Source organism: Aeromicrobium alkaliterrae (genome assembly GCF_039529015.1).
In the GTDB taxonomy this organism is placed as follows: Bacteria; Actinomycetota; Actinomycetes; order Propionibacteriales; family Nocardioidaceae; genus Aeromicrobium; species Aeromicrobium alkaliterrae.
Window position 1 is genome coordinate 1,221,000 of record NZ_BAAAME010000002.1, and the last position, 24,846, is coordinate 1,245,845.

Consider the following 24,846-nt stretch of genomic DNA (forward strand, 5'->3'; position numbering starts at 1 on the left):
CCGGGGCCTCGCCGTCCTGATCGATCAGCTGGCGTCGATCGGGGCGTCCTCGGTCAGGGCGAACTCCTCGCCCGGGATCGCGGTCGGACCGAAGTTGTCGGAGAAGATGATCCCGACAGCGCGGTACAGGAACGCGGCCATCTGCTCACGCAGGACCGGCTGGCTGCCACGGAACGTCAGCGTGCCGTTGGCCTCCTTGTAGCCCGTCGTGATGTTCGACAGGGCGAGCCACTCGATCTGGTTGAAGAAGGTCGAGGTGTTCGGCGTGTCCGCGAACGAGGCCGGCTCGCTGCCGTGCGAGTACTCGGCACCGAAGCCGCGGTACAGGAACGCGGCCATCTGCTCACGCAGCACCGGAGCCGACGGGGCGAAGGATCGCGTGCCGTCACCGTTGGAGTAGCCGGTCGTGATGCCCTGCTCGTACAGCCACGAGATCTCCCGGTAGAACGTCGCCGTGGTCGGCACGTCGACGAACGGTGAGAACTGCGGGGCCTCGTACTCGGAGTCACCCGAGAAGCGGAAGATGAACGCAGCCATCTGCTCGCGCAGCACCGGCTGGCCCGGACGGAAGGTGCCGTCGGCGTAGCCGGTCGTGATGCCCGACGTCGCGAGCCAGGCGATCTGGTAGGCGAACGTGTTGCCGTTCGTGTCGAGGAACGTGCCGTCCTCGTTGACGTCGCCCAGCGTGTTGGCGATCAGCGTGACGGGCTGACCGGCTTCCTCGCTCTCCTCGTCGGCCGCGATCGAGGTGACCTCGATCTTGACCGGCTGGCTCGGCTCGAGCCCGTCGATCGTGTAGGTCAGCGGCTCGCCGGTCTCCACGAAGTCGTTCTGGTAGCCGTTGCCGAACGGGCCGGTCCAGATGTCGACGGAGTAGCCGATGACGTCGGGCGACGTCGAGGCGTTCCAGGCGATGTTCAAGGTTCCCGCGGGAGCCACCGGGCTGGTGACGACGCGGAGGTTGGTGGCCGGAGCCGGCACCTCGGCGGCGACCGCCGAGAGGGCCGTAACCGGGACGAGCAGTGCAAGACCTGCGATCACTGCTCCGGTGAGGCGTCCGGGACGCCCGATCGAGAGGGACATAGTGCTCCTGTTGCGTGAGAGGGAGATGCTGCGACGCCGCCCGGAACGAGGCGGTGCCGACGCCGAAGCGTCTCCCTCAATATGACCTAAGTCACAGAATGCGCACGCTGAAACTGAGCATCTCCTGAAAAAAGTCCCGGGACCTTGGTCCCAGGTCAACCCAGGGCGCGGTCGAGGTTCAGCGCGGCGCTGATCATCGAGAGGTGCGTGAAGGCCTGGGGGAAGTTGCCGAGCTGCTCCCCCGTCGCACCGATCTGCTCGGCGTACAGGCCCAGGTGGTTCGCGTAGGTCTGCATCTTCTCGAAGGCGATCTCGGCGTCGTGGAGCCGACCCGACCGCGTCAGCGCCTCGACGTACCAGAACGAGCACAGCGTGAACGTGCCCTCGTCGCCCGCCACCCCGTCGGGCGACTCGTCGGCGTCGTAGCGCAGCACGAGGCTGTCGGTCACCAGCCGTTCCTCGATGGCCTCGAGGGTCGACAGGAAGCGCGGGTCCACCGGTGAGCAGAATTTGACCAGGGGCATCAGCAGCACGCCCGCGTCCAGCGCCGTCCCACCCGCGACCTGGGTGAAGGCCCGACCGTCCCAGGAGTCGGCGTGGATCCGCTCGTAGATCTCGTCGCGGACGCGGGACCAGGTCACGAGGTCGCCCGGCAGCCCGCGCGTCCGCGCGATGCGGATCGTGCGCTCGAGCGCGACCCAGCACATCAGCCGCGACGTCGTGTGGGGGCGGACGTCGCCGCGGATCTCCCACATGCCGGCGTCGTCGCGGTCCCAGTTCTCCGCGACCCAGTCGACGATCCGTCGCACGTCGTTCCAGGCGTCGTGGCTGATGCCCGGTCCGTGCTTGTCGAACAGGTAGACCGAGTCGATGATCTCGCCGTAGATGTCGAGCTGGAGCTGCCCGGCGGCCGCATTGCCGACCCGGACGGGTCGGGAGCCGCGGAAGCCGCGCAGGTGGTCGAGCTCGACCTCCTCGGCGGGCGGGTTGCCGTCGATGTCGTACATCACCCGCAGCGGGCCGAGGTCGCCGTCGGCGTCCTCCCCCATCCGCTCCGACAACCACCGCATGAAGGCGTCGGCCTCCTCGGTGAACCCGAGGGACAGCAGGGCGTACAGGCTGAACGCGGCGTCGCGGATCCAGACGTAGCGGTAGTCCCAGTTGCGCTCGCCGCCGATCTCCTCCGGAAGGCTCGTCGTGGCCGCGGCGACGATGGCTCCGGACGGCTCGTGCGTGAGGAGCTTGAGCGTGATGGCGGAGCGGTTGACCGACTCCCGCCAGCGACCCCGGTACGACGAACCCTCGAGCCAGGACCGCCAGAAGTCCGACGTCATGTCGAACAGGTCGGCCGTGTCGGGCGCCTCGCACGGCCGCAGCTCGTCCTCCGGGGACAGCACCTCCAGCACGTACAGGACCGACTCGCCCTGCTGGAGCTCGCACCGGCCGACCACGTCGTCGCCCTCGACCTCGAGCTCGGTCGTCGCACTGATGCCGATCCGCGTGGTGTCGCCCGTGACCAGGAGGCCGCCGTCGACCGCGCCGATCGTGACGTCGCCCCGCGCGTAGTCGGGTCGGATCTCCAGCCGCGTGCGCACCGTCGCGGAACCTCGCACGACCTGGACGCGCCGCACGATCCGCTGGCGGTGGTCCGGGTCGCGCGGTCCCGCGATCGGCATGAAGTCGTTGACCTCGACCACACCGGCGTCGGTCAGGAACCGCGTCGCGAGGATCGCGGTGTCCGGCAGGTAGAACTGCTGCGTCCGTCGCACCGGCTCGTCGGGGCGGATGGTCCACGACCCACCGCGCTCGTCGTCCAGGATCGACGCGAAGATGCTGGGCGCGTCGAAGCGTCCGGGGCAGAACCAGTCGATCGTCCCGTCCTGCGCGACCGTCGCGGCGCTGCGGAGGTCGCCGATGAGGCCGTGGGCGGCGACGTCGTTCTCGTCGTCATCCACGCGCGAGGCTCCATCCGCCGGGGCCGGGCAGCGCGTCCGCGGCCTCCGGGCCCCAGGAGCCGGGCGCGTACTGCGCCGGGTCGTGGTCGGCGTCGAGCAGGGGCCCGACGACCCGCCAGAGCTGCTCGGCGTGGTCGCCCCGCACGAAGCGTCGCGGATCGCCCGCGGCGACGTCGGCGAGCAGGCGCGCGTAGGGATCGAGCGCCTGCCCCTGCTCCGCCGCGTCGACGTCGACGACCCGCTCGGAGCCGTCGACGTGACGGACGGTGACGACCGAGCGGTTCACCGCGAGGTTCTTGCCCGTGCGCACGACGAAGGGCACGTCGGCCCAGGGGCCCTCCTGCACGTGGAACGTCGTCGCGGCGAAGGTGTCGACCGTGGAGTCGTCGTCGACGTCGTCCTCGTCGGTGTAGCCCTCGTACTGGCCCAGCACCGTCTCGTCCTGACGCAGCGCGGCCATCGCGGCGAACACCTCGGCTCGAGCCTCGCGCCAGCGGTCGCCGTCGGCGTGCTCCGCGGCGATCACGCCCACGAGCTGGGCGAGGTGCGTCACGACCATGTCGCGCAGGCACCCCGTGGATTCGTAGAAACCGGCCCGCCCCTCGAGGCCCAGGGTCTCCGGCACGTCGACCTGCACCTGCTGCACGCCGTCGGGCGTGAGCGCGGCGAGGTCGTCGACCGCCGCAGACCCGAGGAAGTGGTCGATCCGGTAGACCCGGTCCTCCGGGACGACCGCGTGCAGCGCCTCGTCCAGCGCGCGACCCGACTCGGCGTCGAGGCCGTACGGCTTCTCCACGACGATCCGAGCGCCGTCGGCGAGCCCGGTCCTCCCGAGCATGCCGAGCAGGTCGACCATCGCGGTCGGCGGGACCGAGAGGTACAGGAGGCGGTCGGACCCGCCCAGCTCGTCCTCGGCCTCGGCCACCGCTCGGGCGAGGTCGTCACCGTCGTCGGCGCTGGACACGACGAACGAGATCCGGTCGACGACCGGGTCGACAGCGTCCTCGATCGCGTCCGGCACCGAATCAGTCGCGGCCTGGCGCAGCTCGTCGGTCCAGCCGTCGTCGGGCGCGTGACGCCCCGTGCCGATGACCCGGACGTCGCCGAGCAGTCCTTCGGCGTGCAGTCGCACGAGCGACGGCAGGAGCTTGCGGGAGAACAGGTCTCCCGTCGCCCCGAACATCACGAGGACCTGGGGCTTGCTCACGAGGCGCTGATGGTGTCGGCGTCGATCACGACGCGGTAGCGCGCGTCGCCCTCGACCACGCGGTCGTAGGCCTGGTCGACCTCCGAGGCGTCGATCAGCTCGATCGTGGCCGTGATCCCGTGCTCGGCGCAGAAGTCGAGCATCTCCTGGGTCTGCGGCAGCCCACCGACCATCGATCCGGCGACAGCGCGGCGCCGCGTGAGCAGCGAGAACGCACCGACCTCGAGGTTCTCGCTGGGCGCACCCAGGTTGACCATCGTGCCGCCGCGGTTGAGCAGCCCGAGGAAGTCGTCGAGCGGGACCGCGGCGCCGACGGTGTTGACCAGCAGGTCGAAGGTTCCGGCCAGGTCGTCGAAGACCGACTCGTCCTCGGTCGCGTAGTAGTGGGTGGCGCCGAACGCCAGGCCGTCGTCCTTCTTGGCGTCGGTGCGGCTCAGCACCGACACCTCGGCACCGAGGGCTGCAGCGATCTTGACCGCCACGTGACCGAGGCCGCCCATGCCGATGACGCCGACCTTGGTGCCCTCGCCCACGTCGTACCGCTTGAGCGGGGCGTACGTCGTGATGCCCGCGCACAGCAGCGGGGTCGTGGCGGCGAGGTCGACGCCGTCCGGGACCTTCACGGCGAAGTGGTCGCGCACGACGACCTCGCTGCTGTACCCGCCGTGGGTCACCTCGCCGTCGTAGCCCTCGGACGAGTACGTCTGCACGACGCCCTTCTCGCAGAACTGCTCCTCGCCGTCGCGGCAGGGCTCGCACTCGAGGCAGGAGTCGACGAAGCAGCCGACGCCCACCGTGTCGCCGACGGCGTGGCTCGTCACGTCGTCGCCGACCTCCTCGACGGTGCCGATGATCTCGTGACCGGGCGTCATGGGGAAGATCGCCTGACCCCACTCGTCGCGGGCCTGGTGGATGTCGGAGTGGCAGATGCCCGCGAAGCGGATCTTGATGCGGACGTCGTTCGCGCGGAGGTCGCGGCGCTCGATGGTGACGCTCTCGAAGGACTTTCCGGCGGCCGGGACCGACAGGGCGGCGGTAGTTGAAGTCATTACTTTACGGTAGGCCGGACCGGGCGGCTCCGCAGGTCGAGCAGGATGGGCGCATGACCCTCACCGCCGACGCCGTCGTGATCGGGTGCGGCGTCGTCGGGGCCTCCGTCGCGCTGTCGCTCCGAAGGTCCGGGCGCTCGGTCGTCGTCCTCGACAAGGGCGGCGCGCCCGGGCACGGATCGACCTCCGCCTCGAGCGCGATCGTGCGCTTCAACTACTCCACGTGGGCCGGCGTCGCGACCTCGTGGGAGTCGCGCTTCCGGTGGGAGGCGTGGGAGGACCACCTCGGCTTCCGGGACCCCGCCGGGCTTGCCCGGTTCGAGCGCCGCGGCATGGTCTTCCTCGACACCGACGCGCTCCCCCGAGACCGCATGAGCGCGCTGTTCCGAAGGGCCGGCATCCCCTTCGAGGAGTGGGACGCCCGCGCCCTCGCCGCGCGCGTGCCCGGCATCGACGCGGGGCGGTACCACCCGCCCAAGGCCATCTCGGACCCCGCGTTCTTCGACGACGCCGCCGGCTCGCTGGGCGCGGTCTTCACCCCGGATGCCGGGTTCGTCGACGACCCCCAGCTCGCCGCCGCCAACCTGGCGCGAGCGGCTGAGGCGCTGGGCGCGCGTCTGCTGCTCCGGCGCACCGTCACGCAGGTCGAGCGGGTCGGCCAGACCTGGCGGGTCGTGCTGAGCGACGACGACGTCGTCGAGGCACCCGTCGTCGTCAACGCGGCCGGCCCGTGGTCCGGCGCCGTGAACCGACTCGCCGAGATTGGGGACGACTTCACGATCTCGGTCACGCCGCTGCGTCAGGAGGTGCACCACGTGCCGCGGCTCACCGGCCCGTCCGCCGCCACGATGCCGGTCGTCTCGGATGTCGACCTCGGCACCTACCTGCGCCCGGACGCGACGGGCGGGTTGCTGGTCGGCAGCACCGAGCCGGAGTGCGACCCGTTGGAGTGGCTGTCCGATCCCGACGCGGCCGACCCGCGCCCGACGCTGGACCGGTTCGAGGCCCAGGTGTGGCGCGCGGCCCGACGCCTCCCCGACCTCGCCGTCCCGTCCCGACCCAGCGGTGTTGCCGGCGTCTACGACGCTGCGTCCGACTGGACGCCGATCTACGACCGCACGGCCGCCCCCGGGTTCTACGTCGCGATGGGCACGAGCGGCAACCAGTTCAAGAACGCCCCGCTGGTGGGCGACCTGATGACGACGCTGATCGACGCCGTCGAGGCCGGGCACGACCACGACGCCGACCCCGTGGTCCTCGTCGCACCGCACACCGGCCACCGGATCGACCTCGGCGCCTTCTCCCGTCGACGCGAGGTCAACGCCGACTCGTCCGGAACGGTCGTCGGCTAGGGAAAAGCCGCTCGCCCGGACGCACCAGGTGACAGACTTCCGGGGTGTTTCCAGAGATCTCGGAGTTCGACCACCACGGCACACCCGTCCTCGTCAGCGAGTGTGCAGGACCGCTCACCGGCACCCTGCACATCGGCGTCGGAACACGTGACGAGCCGATCCACCTGCTCGGCATCACGCACCTGCTGGAGCACGTCGTCCTGCGGAGGGTGGGCGAGAAGGCGGTCAAGCACAACGGGCAGACCGATCCGGACTCGGTCTCCTTCTGGGCGACCGGCAGCCCCGACGAGGTCGTCGACTTCCTGAACGACGTCGCCGGCTCGCTGACGACGCTGGGCACCGTGACGGCCGACGCGCTCGCTCGCGAGAAGGCGGTCCTCGCCACCGAGCTGACGGATGCGTTCGTCAACTTCGACGAGAGCCTCACGACGTACCGGCAGGGCTCCACCGACCTGGGACTGACGCACCTCGGCGCTCCCACGACCCACGCGATCACGGCCGACGAGCTCGTCGCCTGGGCAAGCCGATGGGTCACCACGGACAACGCCGTCCTCACGTTCACGGGCGCCGTTCCTGCGGGGCTGTTCGTGCGACTCCCCGAGCGTCCCGCCGCGCCCCGCCCGACGCCCCGACCATCACCCAACGATCGCTCGGCCGTCATCGGGTCCTCCAAGCAGGGCGTCGCCGTCTCCTACGTGACCGCCGACGAGCAGGCGAGCTTCCTGGCGGCGGCCGTCGAGGACGAGCTGCTCCACGAGCTGCGGCACGAGAGGGGACTGATCTATGGCGTCCAGACCTGGTCGTTCCGCGACCATGAAGGACGACGCGTCAACCAGTTCGCCCTGGATCCTCGAGACGACGACGTCACGGCCACCGCAGTCGCCACGGTCGACCTCCTCAGACGCCTCGCCACCGAGGGCTTCGACCAGCGATCCCTGCAGCGTGCTGCCAGCACGTGCCGGACGGCTCTGGCGTACGTCGACCAAGCAGCCATGTACCACCTCGACGAGGTCGCGGTCGACCGCCTGCGTGACCGACGCACGACCTCGCTGGATGCCGAGCTGGCCCTGGCCGACACCATGACGACCGAGCGTCTGACCGAGCTGCTCGCGGCTGCGCTGCCCTCGCTGCAGGTCGCTGTCAGCAGTGCGGCCGACCTCGCGGACGAGTCGTTGACGGCGCTGGGCCTCGAGATCGATCCCTTCACCGGCTGGGTCGAGGACCACACGGACGTGCCGGACGGTCCGGCCTACCGATCCCGGCGCCTTGGTGGGGATCTGCCGTCGGGCCTGACCCTGACGCTGGGCGAGGACCGTCTGGCGCTCGTCGGGCGAGGTGAGTCGCGATCAGTGGACCTGCGCGACGTCATCCTGGTGGGCCATCACGAGTGTGGATGTCTGGCTCTCCTCGACTCCCGAGGTCGGGTCGCCAAGCTCGACCCGGACGACTGGCGAAAGAGCGCCCGCCTGCGTGCCACCGTGCTCGACCTGTTCGATCCGTCGCTGGTGCGCACCTTCCCGTCCCACTGACCAGTCGTCGGCTAGGCCGACGGCGTGAAGGCGAGCACCGCGATGTCGTCGACGGCGACCTCGCCCTGGTGGCGCAGCGCCGCGACGGCCAGCTGCTCGGCGATCGTGTCGACGTCGTGCGGGAGGCTTCGCAGGAGACCGTGGAGCCGGTCCTCGCCGTACAGCTCGCCGCGCGCGCGGGCCTCGGTGACCCCGTCGGTGTAGAACGTCACGACCTCGTCGGTCAGGTGCTGGTGGACGGTCTCGAAGCGGGGCTCGTCGATCAGGCCGACGGGCGTGCCGAGCACGCCGAGCTCGCTCACCTGTCCGTCGGGACGGCGCAGGAGTGCCGGTGGGTGGCCGGCGAGCGACAGGCACATCGTCCAGCCCGTGTCGGTGCGGGTGAGGCGCGCCAGGACGAGGGTGCAGTAGTGCTCCGTGCCGTCCAGGTGCATCGCTCGGTCGAGGCGATGCAGCAGGTCGGCCGGATCCGGGTGGTCGATCGACAGCGCGCGCACGGTGTGCCGGACGAAGGACGTGACGGTCGCCGCGCGGATGCCCTTGCCGCTGACGTCGCCGAGCACGACCCACCAGTCGGCGGCCCCGACCTGGAAGATGTCGTAGAAGTCGCCGCCGACCACGCTGCCGTCGCCGGCCGGGCGGTAGGTCGCGGCGACGTTCAGGGACGGGATCTCGGGCGGCGCCGGCGGGATGAGGGTCTTCTGCAGCGCGGTGGCCAGCGCCACCGCCTCGCGCGTCGACTGCTCGGCCCGGCTCGTCGCCGCCCGCAGGTCCTGCTCGTAGCGGTGCCTCTCGCGGGTCTCGACCACGACGACCCGGAAGGCCATGCCGGTCGCGGCGGTGCCGGAGGTGACGTCGGCGTTGAACAGCACGGGCACGCGTGTGCTGTCAGGCCGGACCAGGTCGAGCGAGACCTCGCGGACCTCGCCGTCGTGGGCGAGCACCGGACGCAGGTGGGTCTCGGCGTAGATCCGCCCGCCGGTCGACAGCAGCGAGGCCAGGGTCGCGACCCCCTCGAGCTCCTCGGTCGAGCGTGCGACGATCCGACGGAACTCCGCGTTGGCGCGCTCGATCACGCCGTCCTCGCCGACTAGCGCGTAGCCGCACGGGGCCAGCTCGAAGAGGTCGTCCGGGCTGGTCACGCGCGCAGGAACCGCGTGATGGCGGCGGTCGTCGCTTCAGGCGCGGTGAGGTGCGGGCAGTGACCGCGGGTCTCGACGACCTCGTACGCCGCACCCGGGATCGCGTCGCGCACGTACTCTCCCGCCGCCTCGGGCGCGATGACGTCATCGCTCGACTGCAGGACGAGCGTGGGCACCGAGACCAGGGGCAGGTCGGCGCGGTTGTCGCCGCGGAACGTGACGGCCGCGAACTCGGCGGCGACCTCCGGTCGGGTGCGGCAGAACGCCTGGTCGAGCTCGCCGTGCGCCTCGGAATCGGGGCTGCCGGCGACCATCGTCGCCAGCGGGTCCTGCCAGCCGAGGTGGTTGCGGCTCATCAGGTCAAGGAGCTCCGTGATGTCGGCCTCGGAGTGCCCGCCGACGTACGAGCCCTCGTCGATGTACCGCGCCGACGGCGTGACGAGCACGAGACGGCCGACGAGGTCGGGGCGTGCGATCTGCAGCAGCACGCCGATCATGCCCGAGACGGAGTGCCCGACGAGAGCCACGCTCGTCAGGCCGAGCTCGTCGAGCAGGGCGGCGAGGTCGTCACGGTACCCGTCGAGCGTGGCGTGACGCTCGGGGTCGTACGTCGACGGGTCGGCGTCTCCGGACCCCGGCAGGTCGAGCAGGACGACGCGGTGGTCGACCTCGAACGACGGGGCGACGTGGCGCCACATGTGCTGCCCGCAGCCGAAGCCGTGCACGAAGACGATCGCCGGAGCGCCCTCGGCTCCGCGCACCGACGCGTTCAGCAGATCAGCGCGAGGCATGCCCGGACCCTATCCCAGCGGCAGGGTCACGAGTCGCGCGCGATCACGAGACGAAGCCCTCCGACTTCAGCCACTCGTACGCGACGTCGACCGGCTCCTCGCCGTCGACGTCGACCTTGGCGTTGAGCTCGATCAGCACGTCGTCGGTCAGCTTCTCGCTGACGGGGCCGAAGAGCTCCTCGAGCTCCGGGTGGTCCTGCAGCACCGAGTCGTTCACGACGAGCGACACGTTGTACTTCGGGAAGTACTGCAGGTCGTCCTCCAGCACCGTCAGGTCGAGGGCCAGGATGCGGCCGTCGGTCGTGAAGACCTCGCCGAAGGTGCACTCGCCCTTGTCCGTGGCGCTGTAGATCGCACCGGTCTGGTAGGTCCGCAGGTTGTTCTCCGGCACCTCGGTGCCGAGCGGGATGCCGTACGTCTCGAGCATGCCGGGAAGTCCGTCGGGACGGTTGGTGAACTCCGACTCGACGCAGAACGTGCGCTCCTCGACCGGCACGTCCTTGATCTGCGACAGCTTCGTGATGCCGAGCCGGTCGGAGGTCTCCTGCGTGATCGCGAAGCCGTAGGTGTTGTTCATGGGGGCCGGCGGGAGCCAGGCCAGGTTGTTGGCCTCGAGGTCCTCGTCGCGCACCGCGACGTACTGCTCCTGCTCGTCCGGGATGGGGTCCTCGTGGCCGAGGTAGGTGATCCAGCCCGTGCCGGTGTACTCCCACATCGCGTCGATCTGGCCGTCGAGCTGTGCCTGGCGGGCCGCCGCACTGCCAGGGATGTTGGTCAAGTCGGTGACCTCCGCGCCCGCGGACGCCAGCAGGCTGACGGCCATCTTGCCGAGGATGATGTTCTCGGTGAAGTTCTTCGAGCCGACCGAGATCTGGAGCCCCTCCAGGTCGACGTCGGACACCGGGCCCTCGAGCTGGCCGGACAGGATCGGGCCGGCGGCGGTGCCGAGGCCGCAGGCGGCCAGGCTCAGCGTCATCAGGGCCGCGGTCGCGACCGCGGCACGTCGGAACGGGCGCCTCGTCATGTCAGATCCCCTTCGGCCGGGTGGCGAGCTCGAGCACGCGTCCGAGCCACTCGATGAGCAGCGCGATCAGGGCGATCAGCACCGCGCCCGTGACCATGAGCGAGAAGCGGAACAGCGTGATGCCGGTCTGCAGCACCTCGCCGAGCCCGCCCGCGTCGATGAAGCAGGCCAGCGAGGCCGTGCCCGCGATGAGCACGAGCGACGTGCGCACGCCCGACATGATGACCGGCACCGCGAGGGGCAGCTCGACCTTCACGAGGGTCATGGCGCTCGTCATGCCCAGGCCGCGTCCGGCCTCGACCAGCGTCGGGTCGATGCCCTGGATGCCGACGATCGTGTTGCGCAGGACCGGCAGGATCCCGTACAGGCTCAGGGCCCAGATCGCGGTCCAGAAGCCGCCGTCGAGCCACAGGAACAGCAGCACGATCAGGCCGACCGACGGCGCCGCCTGGCCCGCGTTGGCGATGCCGATGACGACGGGCGACGCGGCTCGGAACTTGCCGCGCGTCAGGAGGATGCCGAGCGGCACCGCGATCGCGACCACGATCACGGCCGCCACGACGGTCAGCTGGATGTGCTCCCAGCCGAGCGAGCGCAGCTCGGACCAGCGCAGCTGGTTCGCCTCGACGGAGTCGAGCTCGGCGGTCTGACGCCACCACACGAAGGCACCGAACACGGCGGCGACGAGCACCGGCGGCACGATGAGCATGATCACCATCTCGCGGGTGATGACGCGGGCGGAGCTCTTCGGCGACAGCTCGTCCTCCGGCGCCTCGGCGACGGGCACTGCGGTCGTGTCAGCCATCGGCGTGCGCCCCCTGCTGGTCCTGCTCCTGCTGCAGCTCGAGCTGGTGCTCGGCGGCCTCGCGCTCGGTCTTGCGCATGTGCTCGGTCACGGTCTCGAAGTCGAGGACGCCGAGGTAGCGGTCGCGGTCGCCGGTGACGATGACCTTCGAGTGGGCGGCCGTCAGCATCGTGTCGAGCGCGTCGTTCAGCGTGGCCGCCTCGTCGAGCGTCACGAGGTTCTCGCGCGGCGAGCTCTTGACCTTGTCGTTGTTGCGCACCTGACGCAGCCACGGCCATGCGACGGGCCGGTCGCGGTCGTCGAGCACGACGATCGCGTCGTCCCCGGCGTCCTCGGCGCGCCGCACGGCGGGTCCGGTGTCCTCGCCGACCTTCGCGGTCGTCGGGTGGAGCAGGTCGAGGCTGCGCACCCGGGCGAGCGAGAGCTGCTTGAGCGTCGATCCCGCCCCCACGAAGTCGGCCACGAAGTCGTTGGCCGGTGCCGCGAGGATCGCGTCGGGGGTGTCGTACTGGGCGATGTTCGCGCCCTCCTGCAGGATCAGGATCCGGTCGCCCAGCTTGATCGCCTCGTCGATGTCGTGCGTGACGCAGACGATGGTCTTGCGCAGCTCGCGCTGGATGCTGATCAGCTCGTCCTGCAGGCGCTGGCGCGTGATCGGGTCGACGGCACCGAACGGCTCGTCCATCAGGATCACGGGCGGGTCGGCGGCGAGTCCGCGGGCCACGCCGACCCGCTGCTGCTGACCGCCGGAGAGCTCACGCGGGTAGCGGTCGCGATACCGGTCCGGGTCAAGGCCCACCAGGTCGAGCAGCTCGTCGGTGCGCGTGGCGATGCGCTTCTTGTCCCAGCCGAGCATCTTCGGCACGACCGCGACGTTCGCCGCGACGCTCATGTGCGGGAAGAGGCTGCCGCCCTGGATGACGTAGCCGATCTTGCGCCGCAGGCTCGTGGCGCTGTCCTTGCGGATGTCCTCGCCGTCGATCAGGATCGACCCCGACGTCGGCTCGATCAGACGGTTGATCATCTTGAGCGAGGTCGTCTTGCCGCAGCCCGAGGGACCGACGAACGCGACGATCTCGCCCGCCGGGATCGTCAGCGACAGCGACTCGACGGCCGGCGACTTCTGCCCGGGGTAGCGCTTGACGACGTTCTCGAGCCGCAGCTCGGCGCCACTGATCGACCGCTCGGCGGCCTGGTCGGTCTGCGTCATGCGCGGATTCCCTTCGAGATGGTGAGGCGCCCCAGCAGGAGCATCAGGAGGTCGGCCACGAGGGCCACGATCACGATGCCGACCGTGCCGACGACGGCGTAGTTGACGGCGTTGGTGCCACCGGCCTGCGTGAGCCCGGTGAAGATGTAGCCGCCGAGTCCCGGTCCGAGGACGTAGGCGGCGATCGCGGCGATGCCCATCGACATCTGCACCGAGGTGCGGACACCGGCGTGGATGACGGGCCAGGCGAGCGGGATGCGCACGCGCAGCAGCACGCCGAGGTCGGACATGCCCATGCCCTTGGCGGACTCGATCAGCGTCTTGTCGACCTGCGCGAACCCGACGACCGCGTTGCGCAGGATCGGCAGCGTCGCGTAGAAGGCGACGCAGATGAACGCGGTCAGCGCGCCGATCATCGTCAGCGGCAGCAGCAGGCCGACGAGGGCGAAGGACGGGATGGTCAGGCCGATGGCCGAGACCGTGTTCGCGATGGGGTCGAGGAACCGGTAGCGGTCGACGATCACGGCGATCCCGACGGCGATGACGGTCGCGACGACCACGGCCTGCAGCACGAGGTTGGCGTGCTGCAACGCGTTGTACGCGATGAGGTCCCAGCGCTCGCTGATGAACTCCCACATGTTCCGGAAATCCCCTCGACGCGCGATCTTGGACGATCTACCCAAACACGGGTCGACCGATCCCGCTCGTCGAGCGCGCCTCGCTAGCCTTCCCCCATGGCCGAGAATCCCCCGTTCAGCCCCACCGTCACGCTGCTGACGGTAAGCCGGAGACTGCGGGCGAGCCGTCAGGCCTGATCGATCCGGATGAGGTTGCCGGAGGGGTCGCGCACCGATCCGTCGCGCACGCCCCACGGCCGGTCGGCAGGCTCGTCGACGACCTCGGCCCCGTGCTCGACCAGGCGGGCGAACGTCGCCTCCAGGTCGTCGGTGCGGAAGTGGACGCCGCCGAGCGCACCCTTGGCCACGAGGCCCGCGACGTTCGAGCGATCGGTGTCGCTGCCGTCGACGTAGTTGGTCAGGATGACGGCGACGCCTGGCTGGGCCGGGGGCACGACGGTGACCCAGCGAAAACCGTCGTTCGGGACGTCGAGCTGCACCTCCAGCCCGAGGGCGTCGCGGTAGAACGCGACCGCGGCATCGACGTCGGTGACCTGGAGGAAGCACTTGGAGATCGAGAGGCTCATGCCGTCAGCCTAGGAGCGTGCGGGCAGCCGTGGCTTCTCCGATCCTGCTCGATAGACCGGTCGCGTGCCGTACTTCGCGACGCACCGCGGCAGGGCGTCGAGGTCACCGTGGTCGCGGTCGCGGTAGGCCGTCGGCGTCTCCCCCACGACCTGCGTGAACCGGGCGCTGAAGGAGCCGAGCGACGTGCAGCCGACCGCGAGGCACACGTCGGTGACCGAGAGCTCGCCGATCCGCAGCAACGACGTGGCTCGCTCGATCCGGCGCATCATCAGGTGCGCGTGCGGGGTCTCGCCGTAGGCCGCACGGAAGCGGCGCGTGAAGTGCGCCGGCGACATCAGCGCGACCCGGGCGACGTCCGCCACCCCGATCGGTCGGGCGAACTCGTGGTCCATGAAGTCCCGGGCACGGCGCAGGCGTGCCAGCTCGTCGAGCTCCGCCGGTGTCACGGCGTCAGTCTAGGGACGGATCGAGCAGCATCCGAGAAACGAATCGCGCCGAGCCGTGCCTGCCCTGCGGCAGGATGTCGGGCATGGCTGCGAGCACTCCCCAGACGTCCGGGCACCCTGCCGACACCCACGACCTCATCCGCGTCGACGGCGCGCGGGTCAACAACCTCAAGGACGTCAGCGTCCAGATCCCGAAGCGCCGACTGACGGTCTTCACCGGCGTGTCCGGCTCGGGCAAGAGCTCGCTCGTCTTCGGCACGATCGCCGCCGAGTCGCAGCGCCTCATCAACGAGACCTACAGCGCCTTCCTGCAGGGATTCATGCCCACGATGGCGCGCCCCGACGTCGACCTCCTCGACGGGCTGACGACCGCGATCCTCGTCGACCAGGAGCGGATGGGTGCCAACTCGCGCTCCACGGTCGGCACCGTCACCGACGTCAACGCCCTGCTGCGCATCCTGTTCAGCCGCCTCGGAGAGCCGCACGTCGGCGGTCCGCAGGCGTACTCCTTCAACGTCGCCTCGATCAGCGGTGCCGGTGCGGTGAAGTTCGAGAAGGGCGGCGAGACGGTCAAGGAGCGCCGCGAGTTCAGCATCCAGGGCGGTCAGTGCCCGCGCTGCGAGGGCATGGGCCGGGTCTCGGACTTCGACCTCACCGCCTTGTTCGACGCGGACAAGTCGCTCAACGAGAGCGCGATCCTGATCCCCGGCTACTCGATGGACGGCTGGTACGGACGCATCTTCCGCGGCGTCGGCTGGTTCGACCCCGACAAGAAGCTGGGGAAGTTCACGAAGTCCGAGCTCGCCGACCTCCTGCACAAGGAGGCCACCAAGATCAAGATCGACGGCATCAACCTGACCTACCTGGGCCTGATCCCCCAGATGCAGAAGTCGATGCTCAGCAAGGACCCCGAGGCGATGCAGCCGCACATCCGGGCTTTCGTCGACAAGGCCGTCATCTTCACGGCGTGCCCCGACTGCGGCGGCACGCGGCTCAACGAGCAGGCCCGCTCCTCGAAGGTCGCCGGCCTCAACATCGCCGAGGCCTGCGCGATGCAGATCAGCGACCTGGCCGCCTGGGTGCGCGAGCTCTCCGAGCCGTCGGTCGCCCCGCTGCTGAAGGGTCTGCAGGAGACGCTCGACTCCTTCGTCGACATCGGCCTGGGCTACCTGAGCCTCGACCGGTCGTCGGGCTCACTGTCCGGCGGCGAGGCCCAGCGCACCAAGATGATCCGCCACCTCGGGTCGTCGCTGACCGACGTCACGTACGTCTTCGACGAGCCCACGATCGGCCTGCACCCGCACGACATCGACCGCATGAACAACCTGCTGCTGCAGTTGCGCGACAAGGGCAACACCGTGCTCGTCGTCGAGCACAAGCCCGAAACGATCGCGATCGCCGACCGCGTCGTCGACATGGGTCCGAAGGCGGGCACCGCCGGCGGTGAGATCGTCTTCGAGGGCACGGTCGAGGAGCTCAGGAGCGCCTCGACCCTGACCGGCCAGCACCTCGGGTACCGCGCGTCGCTCAAGGAGGAGGTGCGCAGCGCGACGGGCCGGATCGAGGTCCGCGGCGCCAGCTCGCACAACCTGCGCGACGTCGACGTCGACGTGCCGCTCGGCGTGCTGTGCGTCGTCACGGGTGTCGCCGGCTCGGGCAAGAGCTCGCTGATCCACGGATCGGTCGCGGAGCGCGACGGGGTCGTCGTGATCGACCAGGGCGCCATCAAGGGCTCCCGCCGCAGCAACCCCGCGACGTACACGAGCCTGCTGGAGCCCATCCGCAAGGCGTTCGCCAAGGCCAACGGGGTCAAGCCCGCGCTCTTCAGCGCCAACTCCGAGGGCGCGTGCCCCACCTGCAAGGGCGCCGGCGTCATCTACACCGACCTGGGCGTCATGGACACCGTCGCCACCCCGTGCGAGGACTGCGAGGGCAAGCGCTACAACGCCGACGTCCTGCAGTACACCTTCGGCGGCAGGAACATCGCCGAGGTCCTGGCACTGCCGGTGGCCGAGGCGGAGGAGTTCTTCTCAGACGGTGTCGGCAGGCTGCCCGCGGCCCACAAGATCCTGCAGCGCATGAACGACGTCGGCCTCGGCTACGTCAGCCTCGGCCAGCCGCTCACGACCCTGTCAGGCGGCGAGCGCCAGCGGCTGAAGCTGGCCACGCACCTCGGCAACGACGGCGGCGTCTACGTGCTCGACGAGCCCACCACGGGCCTGCACCTCGCCGACGTCGAGAACCTGCTCGGCCTGCTCGACCGCATCGTCGAGTCGGGCAAGTCGGTCATCGTGATCGAGCACCACCAGGCCGTCATGGCGCACGCCGACTGGATCATCGACCTCGGCCCCGGTGCCGGGCACGACGGCGGCACGATCGTCTTCGAGGGCACGCCCGCCGACCTCGTGAAGGACGCCTCGACCCTGACCGGCCAGCACCTCAAGGCCTACGTCAGCGGCTGACGCCCGGGTCAGGCGAGCTTGGCGGTGAGCTCGGCCTTGGCGGCGTCGAACTCGGCGCGCAGGCGCGCGACGAGGTCGGCGGCGCTGACGACACCCTCGACGGCTCCGACGCCCTGACCGGAGCCCCAGATGTCGCGCCACGCCTTGGAGTCGTCGGTGCCGAAGCTCATCGCCGACGGGTCGGACTCCGGCAGGGCCACCGGGTCGAGGCCCGCGGCCTCGATGCTGCCGCGCAGGTAGTTGCCGTGCACGCCCGTGAAGAGGTTGCTGTAGACGATGTCGGCCGCGCTGGAGTCGACGATCATGTCCTTGTAGCCGTCGACGACGTTGGCCTCGTGCGTGGCGAGGAAGGCCGAGCCGACGTACGCGAAGTCGGCACCGGCTGCGAGGGCCGCGAGGATCGAGCGCCCGTGGGCGATCGCGCCCGAGAGCAGCAGCGGGCCGTCGAACCAGGCACGGATCTCCTGCAGCAGCGCGAGCGGCGACTGCGTGCCCGCGTGTCCACCGGCACCGGCGGCGACCGCGATGAGGCCGTCGGCGCCCTTCTCGATCGCCTTGTGCGCGAAGCGGTCGTTGATGATGTCGTGCAGGACGATGCCGCCGTAGGAGTGCACCGCGTCGTTGATCTCCGGGCGGGCACCGAGCGACGTGATGACGATCGGCACCTGGTGCTTGACCACGAGCTCCATGTCGGCGTCGAGGCGGTCGTTGGACTTGTGCACGATCTGGTTGACCGCGAAGGGCGCCACGACGGCGCCGGGGTTGGCCTCGGCGTGCTTGGCGTTGCTCTCGCGGATGTCGTGCAGCCAGTCGTCGAGCAGCGCGGCCGGTCGGGCGTTCAGCGCCGGGAACGAGCCGATCACGCCGGCCTGGCACTGCGCCTTGACGAGCTCGGGGCCGGAGGCGATGAACATCGGCGAGGCGACGACCGGAAGGGTCAGCGGGCTCCGCAGGACGTCGGGCAGCGACATGGGGGACCTCCACGAGGTGGGGAACGGATGGGACGCGAGCGGGTCGGACCCCTCACGCGATATCGTGCATCGTAGCCTACAGTCAGTGTTGACTGCGGAACAGAGAGGGACGTCATGACCGACCAGACCCCGCCCCCGGTACGTGCCTGGCACGCGCTGGTCGAGCACCCCGACGCCGGCGCCCTGCGCGGCCTGCTGTCCCCCGAGGTGACCTTCCGCTCCCCCGCCGTGCACACGCCGCAGGAAGGCCCCGAGCGCACGTTCGCCTACCTGTGGGCCGCGCTCGCCGTCCTCGGTCCCGGGCTGACCTACCACCGCGAGTGGTACTCCACCGACTCCGCGGTGCTGGAGTTCACGACGACGATCGACGGCAAGGACGTGCACGGCGTCGACATCGTCACGTGGGACGCCGACGGCCTCATCACCGACTTCACCGTCATGGCCCGCCCCCTGCGCGGCCTCCAGGTGCTCATCGACGCGATGGGCGCAGAGCTGAAGAAGGGCCAGTCATGACCACCTCCCACGCGTTCGTCGCCGGCGGCACGAGCGGCATCAACCTCGCGATCGCCACGGCCTACGCGCAGCGCGGCTGGGCCGTCTCGGTCCTGAGCCGATCGCAGGACAACGTGGACGCGGCCCTCGTGTCGCTCCGCGAAGCAGCCGGCGACGGCCCGGTACCCCTCGGCTTCGCCGCCGACGTCCGTGACGCCGAGGCCGTGGCGGGTGCCATCGCCGAGGCCGCCGCCCAGCACGGGCCGATCGACGCCCTCGTCTCCGGCGCGGCCGGCAACTTCGTGTCCCCCGCCGCCGAGCTCAGCTCGAACGGCTTCCGCACCGTCGTCGAGATCGACCTGCTGGGGACGTTCAACGTGATGCGCGGAGCGTGGGACCACCTGCGCAAGCCGGGTGCCTCGATCGTCAACATCAGTGCCGCCCAGTCGTGGCTGCCGGTCCCCGGCCAGGTCCACGTCGGCGCCGCCAAGGCCGGGATCGACCAGGTCACCCGCACGCTCGCGATGGAGTGGGGCCCCGACGGCGTCCGCGTGAACTCCGTCGCGCCCGGCCCCGTCGAGGGCACCGAGGGCATGCGCCGGCTCGCGCCGACACCCGCGTCCGTCGAGGCGTGGACCGAGGCCGTGCCGCTGCGCCGCTTCGCCACGACCGAGGACATCGTCAACGCCGTCGCGTGGCTGACCTCCGACGAGGCGTCCTACGTGACCGGCGTCGTGCTGAGCGTCGACGGGGGCCTGGCCCTCGGCGGCTCCGGCATGATCCACCGTGCGATGCACGCCCAATGACACCGTGCCATGCACGCCAAGTGAAGGAGATCCACCGTGCCTGCTGAGCGTCTGCTGCCGACCGAGGAGGCCGGCGACCTGATCGCGCTGACCCGCGACATCGTCGGCAAGGAGCTGCGCCCGATCGTCGACGAGTACGACAAGGCCGCCCGCTTCCCGCGCGAGGTGTTCCGGACCCTGGGGCGCGCCGGTCTGCTGGGCCTGCCGTACCCCGAGGACGTCGGCGGCGGTGGACAGCCGTACGAGGTCTACCTGCAGGTCGTGGAGGAGATCGCGTCGGCGTGGGCCGCGGTCGGTGTCGGGGTGAGCGTGCACGCGCTGAGCTGCTTCGGCCTGTTCGAGCGGGGCACCGACGAGCAGAAGCAGTCCTGGCTGCCCGACATGCTCGCCGGCGACCAGCTCGGTGCGTACTGCCTCTCGGAGTCGCACGCGGGCTCCGACCCGGCCGCGATGCGCACCAAGGCCGTCCGCGACGGCGACGACTACGTCCTCAACGGCGCGAAGGCGTGGACCACCCACGGCGGTCAGGCCGACTTCTACAAGGTCATGGCCCGCACCAGCGACGACGGCGGCAAGGGCATCTCCTGCTTCCTGGTCCCGGCCGACACGCCCGGCCTCTCCTCGGACACACCCGAGCAGAAGATGGGCCTGATGTCGTCGACCACCACGACGATGCTGCTCGACGACGTCCGCATCCCCGCCTCACGACGCCTCGGCGCCGAGGGCCAGGGCCTGCCGATCGCGCTCGCCGGCCTCGACGCGGGCCGCCTCGGCATCGCGGCGGTCGCCACCGGCGTGGCGCAGGGCGCGCTCGACGCGGCGATCGCGTACGCCAAGGAGCGTGAGGCGTTCGGCAAGGCGATCATCGACCACCAGGGCCTCGGGTTCCTGCTGGCCGACATGGCCGCCGCCGTCGAGTCCGCTCGCGCGACCTACCTGCACGCCGCGCGGCTCAAGGACGCCGGGCGCCCCTACGGCCGCCAGGCCTCGATCGCCAAGCTCGTCGCGACCGACAACGCCATGAAGGTCACGACCGACGCGGTGCAGGTGCTCGGCGGCGCCGGGTACACCAAGGACTTCCCCGTCGAGCGCTACATGCGCGAGACCAAGGTCATGCAGATCTTCGAGGGCACCAACCAGATCCAGCGCCTCGTGATCAGCCGCCACCTGGCGAAGTGAGCACGCTCAGTCGAGCCCGAGCTCGCGCAGGGCCAGGTTCGTCCACGTCGTGAGGTAGCTGTCGGCCTCGAAGTCGCGCGGGTCGAAGGAGTAGGTCAGGGCGACCCCGCGCATGCTCGAGTTGAGCACCTCGCGCAGGGCCGAGTAGCGCGGGTGCGCCGTGACCTCGGGGCCGAAGAGCTGGTCGACGGCCTCGCGGATCGCCGCGCCGAGCGCGTGCTCACGGGGCCGCAGCGCCTCGGCGAGCGCCTCGTTCTGCCGGGCGGCGAGCCACAGCTCGGTCGCGGCCCAGAAGTACCCCTGGTGGTAGGTCGACCACATCGAGGCGATCGCGGCGCGCACCCGCTCGGCGGGCTCGGTCGGCCAGCCGCTGCTGCTGTGCGTCTCCAGCACCCGTCCCTCGGCGATGTGCTGCACCGCGGCGACCAGCAGGGCGTCGCGGTGGGGGTACTGGTGCAGCAGGCGCCCTCGGCTGACGCCGGCCCGCTGCTGGATCTTGAGCGTCGACGCGCCGCTGTAGCCGTACTCGATCAGCACCTCCACCGCGGTGTCCAGCAGGTGCTGCTGGGTCACGCGGCTGCGCGCGGCGTAGTCGGAGTACGCGATCTCGTCACCCGGCTCCGGCACCACCTCGGACGGCTTCTCGGACGGACTCATCGCACCTCGATCCTGGTCGCACCCGGTCGGCGCCACCTGTTACAGTCACCGCTGACTGTACCAGCGATCGACTCCCTGAACCCTAGAGCGAGGACCCCCGTCATGGACATCTCGAACACCGTCGCCCTCGTCACCGGCGGCGCCTCCGGCCTCGGCCGTGCCACCGTCGAGGCCCTCGTGGCCAAGGGCGGCAAGGCCGTCGTCCTCGACCTCCCCGGCGCGGGCGACGACGTCGCTGCCGCCCTGGGCGACTCCGTCAAGGTCGTCGGTGCCGACGTGCGTGACGCCGAGCAGGTCCAGGCCGCGATCGACGCCGCCGCCGAGCTCGGCGACCTGCGCATCGTCGTGAACTGCGCCGGCACGGGCGACGCCATCAAGACCGTCGGCCGCGACAACGCGCCGTACCCGCTGGAGAAGTTCCAGCGCATCATCGAGATCAACCTGATCGGCACGTTCAACGTGACCCGTCTCGCCGCGGCGCACATCGCGGGTCTCGACCCGGTCGGCGAGGAGCGCGGCGTCATCGTCAACACCGCCAGCGTCGCCGCCTTCGACGGCCAGATCGGTCAGGCCGCCTACTCCGCCTCCAAGGGTGGCGTCGTGGGCATGACCCTGCCGATCGCGCGCGACCTCGCGAAGCTGCAGATCCGGGTCAACACGATCGCGCCCGGCCTGTTCAACACCCCGCTGCTCGCGTCGCTGCCGCAGGAGGCCCGCGACTCGCTCGGCCAGCAGGTGCCGCACCCGTCGCGCCTCGGCGAGCCCTCGGAGTTCGGTCAGCTCGCCGCGCACATCGTCGAGAACCCGATGCTCAACGGCGAGACGATCCGCCTCGACGGCGCGATCCGCATGGCTCCCCGCTGATCTGTCGGGTCTGAGTCAGGACACCGGCGGCGCCGGGAGCGGGGCGACCTGCTCCCGGCGTTCGTCGTTCGTGAGGGTCCAGGTCCACACGTGGCAGACCGCCGTGAGCACCACGACGATCGCCAGGGCCAGCATCAGCGCGCCGCCGGTGCCGAGGCCCGGCTCGGGCGTGCTGCTGTAGGGCTTGGTGAGCAGCAGGAACACGCCCGGCAGGCTCAGCACCGCGGCCACGCACGGCACGACCGGCACCGACTCGGCCAGGATCGCGCTGACCACGAGCGCGGTGACCAGCAGCAGCGCCAGCATCAGCCCGAACGCCGCGACGTCGCCACCGGTGTTGCCGATCACGGCACCCTCCCAGAGGTTCATCGAGTCGAACATCTGGACCTCGGGCGAGGACCACAGCGGCAGGAACGTCGCCACGAAGGCGAGCAGCGCCGAGGTCACGTAGACCTGGGAGTAGAGGCGGGTCGTGCGGGTCATGGTGGCTCCGTCCGTCGTGGGTGAACCGGTGGCGAGGCCGCTCCCGAGTAGGGCGGCCCCGCCATCGGCCCCGATGGCCTGACCGACCCCGGCCGCGCCCCACCTCCCCGGTGATGCAGCGGCGCGGCGTGGCCGGTCCGACACCCCTCAGAGGGTCGAGGACGCCAGGATGTTCCCGCGCCGGTCGCACCGGCTGTCCGAGGCCCCGCCTAGGGTTCAGGCATGCGCATCTGGCACACCTCCGACTGGCACGTGGGGCGCACGTTCCACGGCCACTCCACGCTGGAGGCGCTGGAGGCCGTGCTGACCGAGACGGCCCAGAAGGTCACCGAGCTGGGGGTCGACGTCGTCGTGGTCGCGGGCGACGTCTACGACTCGTCGACGCCGTCGGCCGAGGCCATCGCGGTGCTCAACCGGGCCCTCCTGCGCCTCCACGCCACCGGCGCGCGCCTCGTCGTCACGGCGGGCAACCACGACTCCCCCACCCGGCTCGGCGCGATGTCGGAGTTCGTCGCCGCCGCCGGTGTCCACGTCGTCACCCGGCCCGAGCAGATCGAGCAGCCGGTCACGCTCGACGACGCGCACGGGCCGGTGCACTTCTACGGCATCCCGTTCCTCGAACCGGCTCGGTTGCGCCACGTCTGGTCCGTCGATCCGATGCGCTCGCAGGCCGATGCCGTCGGTGAGGCGATGCGCCGGGTCCGCGCCGACGCCGCCGAGCGCGGCGGGCGCTCGGTCGTCCTCGCGCACACGTTCGTCGCCGGCGCCGAGGGCGAGTCGTGCGAGTCCGAGCGCGCCATCGTGGCCTCGGACGCCTCCCCCGCCGTCGGCGGGGTCGACCGCGTGCCGGTCTCGGCGTTCGACGGCGTCACCTACGCGGCGCTGGGCCACATCCACGGCCGCGCCGAGCTGGCGCCCCACCTGCGCTACTGCGGCGCGCCGCTGCACCTGTCGTTCTCCGAGGAGGCCAAGCCGCGCGGCGCCTGGCTGGTCGACCTCGACGCCACGGGCCTGGCCGAGGTCACCTGGGTCGACCTCGGGGTGCCGCGTCCGCTCGTCACCCTCACCGGCACGCTCGAGCAGCTGCTCGCCGACCCGGCGCACGAGGCGCACGCCGACGCCTGGGTCCGCGCACGCCTCACCGACCCGCAGCGCCAGCGCGACGCGATGCGCCGCCTCCAGGTCCGGTTCCCGCACTGCGCCCAGCTCGAGTACGTCGCCCTGGCCACGCCCCTGGGCGGCGAACGCGCCTACCGCGAGCTGGTGCAGGGCAAGTCCGACCTCGAGGTCGTCGACACCTTCCTCGGGCGCGTGCGCGGTGCCGGGCTCACCCCCGACGAGCACCAGATCGTCGGCGACGTCGTCGGCGGGCGGGGGCCTGCGTGAAGATCCACTCGGTCACGATGAAGGGCTTCGGTCCCTACCTCGAGCAGGTCGTCGTGGACGTCGACGCCTTCGACGACGACGGCATCTTCCTGCTGGCCGGCCGCACGGGGGCGGGCAAGTCCTCGATCCTCGACGCCTTGACCTACGGCCTGTTCGGCACGGTGCCCCGCTACGGCGGCAAGGTCGACGAGGAGATCCGCAGCCGCTATCTCGAGCCGGGCGAGCCCACCGAGGTCGCGGTCGAGTTCACGGTCGGCGGCACCCGCTACCGGGTCTGGCGGTCCCCCTCCTTCGCGCGGCCCAAGAAGGTCGGCACGGGATTCACGACCCAGGCGGCCCGCATCGAGCTGGGTCGGGTCACCGACGCCGGCGTCGAGGTGTTCGAGACCAAGATCGGCAACGCCGAGACCCACGTGCAGCAGCTCGTCGGCCTCGACGCGGCCCAGTTCCTCCAGGTCGTCCTGCTCGCCCAGGGGCAGTTCCAGGAGTTCCTGGTCGCCACCAGCAGGGAGCGCCAGGGGCTGCTGCGCACGTTGTTCCGCACGCGTCGCTTCGACGACTACGCACGCGACGTCCAGGAACGCGCTCGAGCCGAGGAGGCCTCCCTCCAGCACGTCCTGACCACGATCGAGGCCAAGGTCGGCACGCTGGCGCAGCAGACCGGCAGCGAGGCGCCCGGCACGTCGGCCGACGCGGTGCACCCGTGGCTCGACGGGCTCGTGGCCGACCTGCGCTCGTCGCTCGCCTC

The 24,846-nt window shown here is 70.7% G+C and carries 24 protein-coding genes; 9 read left to right on the forward strand and 15 right to left on the reverse strand.

Translation table 11 applies throughout. The features are described from left to right. Positions 1-24: 24 nt before the first annotated feature. The 4 genes from ABD127_RS07155 to ABD127_RS07170 form a co-directional block, all read right to left on the reverse strand. On the reverse strand, positions 25-1,083 hold the full coding sequence (locus ABD127_RS07155) for an S-layer homology domain-containing protein (protein WP_344199230.1): 1,059 nt from the start codon (positions 1,081-1,083) through the stop codon (positions 25-27). A gap of 155 nt (positions 1,084-1,238) precedes the next feature. Further along, positions 1,239-3,038 carry a glycoside hydrolase family 15 protein gene (locus ABD127_RS07160; RefSeq protein ID WP_344199233.1) on the reverse strand — a complete coding sequence of 600 codons (1,800 nt, stop codon included), beginning with the start codon at positions 3,036-3,038 and terminating at the stop codon, positions 1,239-1,241. Next, entirely contained in the window at positions 3,031-4,245 is a 1,215-nt protein-coding gene (locus tag ABD127_RS07165; RefSeq protein ID WP_344199236.1) for a glucose-6-phosphate dehydrogenase, read from the reverse strand. The genes ABD127_RS07160 and ABD127_RS07165 overlap by 8 nt, the downstream gene beginning before the upstream one ends. Beyond that, positions 4,242-5,294, reverse strand: a complete 1,053-nt coding sequence (locus ABD127_RS07170; protein WP_344199238.1) for an NAD(P)-dependent alcohol dehydrogenase — start codon at positions 5,292-5,294, stop codon at positions 4,242-4,244. Before ABD127_RS07170 ends, ABD127_RS07165 begins: the two co-directional genes overlap by 4 nt. Positions 5,295-5,347: 53 nt before the next feature. Between ABD127_RS07170 and ABD127_RS07175 the strand changes: the two genes are divergently transcribed. Together ABD127_RS07175 and ABD127_RS07180 are read left to right on the forward strand one after the other, a co-directional pair. Next, positions 5,348-6,646: an NAD(P)/FAD-dependent oxidoreductase gene (locus tag ABD127_RS07175; protein ID WP_344199241.1), complete on the forward strand. Its 1,299-nt coding sequence runs from the start codon at positions 5,348-5,350 to the stop codon at positions 6,644-6,646. A 44-nt stretch (positions 6,647-6,690) separates the two neighbouring features. Beyond that, positions 6,691-8,175 (forward strand): M16 family metallopeptidase, encoded by a 1,485-nt coding sequence (locus tag ABD127_RS07180; RefSeq protein WP_344199243.1) that lies wholly within the window; start codon positions 6,691-6,693, stop codon positions 8,173-8,175. A gap of 11 nt (positions 8,176-8,186) precedes the next feature. On the opposite strand, the gene ABD127_RS07185 is transcribed toward ABD127_RS07180, so the two are convergent. From ABD127_RS07185 to ABD127_RS07220, 8 genes are all read right to left on the reverse strand, one after another. Continuing rightward, positions 8,187-9,317 carry a PP2C family protein-serine/threonine phosphatase gene (locus ABD127_RS07185; protein WP_344199246.1) on the reverse strand — a complete coding sequence of 377 codons (1,131 nt, stop codon included), beginning with the start codon at positions 9,315-9,317 and terminating at the stop codon, positions 8,187-8,189. Further along, positions 9,314-10,108, reverse strand: coding sequence for an alpha/beta fold hydrolase (locus tag ABD127_RS07190; RefSeq protein WP_344199248.1), 795 nt, complete (start codon positions 10,106-10,108; stop codon positions 9,314-9,316). Before ABD127_RS07190 ends, ABD127_RS07185 begins: the two co-directional genes overlap by 4 nt. A 43-nt stretch (positions 10,109-10,151) precedes the next feature. Beyond that, entirely contained in the window at positions 10,152-11,132 is a 981-nt protein-coding gene (locus tag ABD127_RS07195; protein WP_344199250.1) for a glycine betaine ABC transporter substrate-binding protein, read from the reverse strand. Between the two features lies 1 nt (position 11,133). Continuing rightward, positions 11,134-11,937, reverse strand: a complete 804-nt coding sequence (locus tag ABD127_RS07200; protein ID WP_344199253.1) for an ABC transporter permease — start codon at positions 11,935-11,937, stop codon at positions 11,134-11,136. Continuing rightward, positions 11,930-13,147 (reverse strand): ABC transporter ATP-binding protein, encoded by a 1,218-nt coding sequence (locus ABD127_RS07205; protein WP_344199256.1) that lies wholly within the window; start codon positions 13,145-13,147, stop codon positions 11,930-11,932. Before ABD127_RS07205 ends, ABD127_RS07200 begins: the two co-directional genes overlap by 8 nt. Beyond that, on the reverse strand, positions 13,144-13,785 hold the full coding sequence (locus ABD127_RS07210; RefSeq protein ID WP_344199259.1) for an ABC transporter permease: 642 nt from the start codon (positions 13,783-13,785) through the stop codon (positions 13,144-13,146). The genes ABD127_RS07205 and ABD127_RS07210 overlap by 4 nt, the downstream gene beginning before the upstream one ends. Positions 13,786-13,952: 167 nt before the next feature. Then, positions 13,953-14,351: a VOC family protein gene (locus ABD127_RS07215; RefSeq protein ID WP_344199262.1), complete on the reverse strand. Its 399-nt coding sequence runs from the start codon at positions 14,349-14,351 to the stop codon at positions 13,953-13,955. 9 nt (positions 14,352-14,360) lie between these two features. Continuing rightward, the gene (locus tag ABD127_RS07220; protein ID WP_344199266.1) at positions 14,361-14,798 is read right to left on the reverse strand and encodes a helix-turn-helix transcriptional regulator; all 438 of its coding nucleotides are present in this window, start codon (positions 14,796-14,798) and stop codon (positions 14,361-14,363) included. An 83-nt stretch (positions 14,799-14,881) separates the two neighbouring features. Between ABD127_RS07220 and ABD127_RS07225 the strand changes: the two genes are divergently transcribed. Further along, positions 14,882-17,260 (forward strand): ATP-binding cassette domain-containing protein, encoded by a 2,379-nt coding sequence (locus ABD127_RS07225; RefSeq protein WP_344199268.1) that lies wholly within the window; start codon positions 14,882-14,884, stop codon positions 17,258-17,260. 8 nt (positions 17,261-17,268) lie between these two features. On the opposite strand, the gene ABD127_RS07230 is transcribed toward ABD127_RS07225, so the two are convergent. After that, on the reverse strand, positions 17,269-18,231 hold the full coding sequence (locus ABD127_RS07230; RefSeq protein ID WP_344199271.1) for an NAD(P)H-dependent flavin oxidoreductase: 963 nt from the start codon (positions 18,229-18,231) through the stop codon (positions 17,269-17,271). 114 nt (positions 18,232-18,345) lie between these two features. Between ABD127_RS07230 and ABD127_RS07235 the strand changes: the two genes are divergently transcribed. From ABD127_RS07235 to ABD127_RS07245, 3 genes are read left to right on the forward strand one after another with little or no spacing between them, the layout of a single operon-like run. Beyond that, entirely contained in the window at positions 18,346-18,744 is a 399-nt protein-coding gene (locus ABD127_RS07235; RefSeq protein ID WP_344199274.1) for a nuclear transport factor 2 family protein, read from the forward strand. Continuing rightward, entirely contained in the window at positions 18,741-19,529 is a 789-nt protein-coding gene (locus tag ABD127_RS07240) for an SDR family oxidoreductase (RefSeq protein WP_344199276.1), read from the forward strand. The genes ABD127_RS07235 and ABD127_RS07240 overlap by 4 nt, the downstream gene beginning before the upstream one ends. 36 nt (positions 19,530-19,565) lie before the next feature. After that, entirely contained in the window at positions 19,566-20,708 is a 1,143-nt protein-coding gene (locus ABD127_RS07245; RefSeq protein WP_344199278.1) for an acyl-CoA dehydrogenase family protein, read from the forward strand. A 6-nt stretch (positions 20,709-20,714) separates the two neighbouring features. Here the strand turns inward: ABD127_RS07245 and ABD127_RS07250 are convergent, their stop codons facing one another. Next, positions 20,715-21,365, reverse strand: coding sequence for a TetR/AcrR family transcriptional regulator (locus ABD127_RS07250; RefSeq protein WP_344199281.1), 651 nt, complete (start codon positions 21,363-21,365; stop codon positions 20,715-20,717). A gap of 102 nt (positions 21,366-21,467) precedes the next feature. On the opposite strand from ABD127_RS07250, the gene ABD127_RS07255 reads away from it, so the two are divergent. Further along, positions 21,468-22,229, forward strand: coding sequence for a 3-hydroxyacyl-CoA dehydrogenase (locus ABD127_RS07255; protein WP_344199284.1), 762 nt, complete (start codon positions 21,468-21,470; stop codon positions 22,227-22,229). Positions 22,230-22,244: 15 nt separating this feature from the next. On the opposite strand, the gene ABD127_RS07260 is transcribed toward ABD127_RS07255, so the two are convergent. After that, positions 22,245-22,712: a hypothetical protein gene (locus ABD127_RS07260; protein ID WP_344199287.1), complete on the reverse strand. Its 468-nt coding sequence runs from the start codon at positions 22,710-22,712 to the stop codon at positions 22,245-22,247. 222 nt (positions 22,713-22,934) lie between these two features. Between ABD127_RS07260 and ABD127_RS07265 the strand changes: the two genes are divergently transcribed. Both ABD127_RS07265 and ABD127_RS07270 read left to right on the forward strand, forming a co-directional pair. After that, entirely contained in the window at positions 22,935-24,098 is a 1,164-nt protein-coding gene (locus tag ABD127_RS07265) for an exonuclease SbcCD subunit D (protein ID WP_344199289.1), read from the forward strand. Then, a partial coding sequence (locus tag ABD127_RS07270) for an AAA family ATPase (protein WP_344199292.1) occupies positions 24,095-24,846 on the forward strand: 752 nt, incomplete at its 3' end. The genes ABD127_RS07265 and ABD127_RS07270, both read left to right, overlap by 4 nt.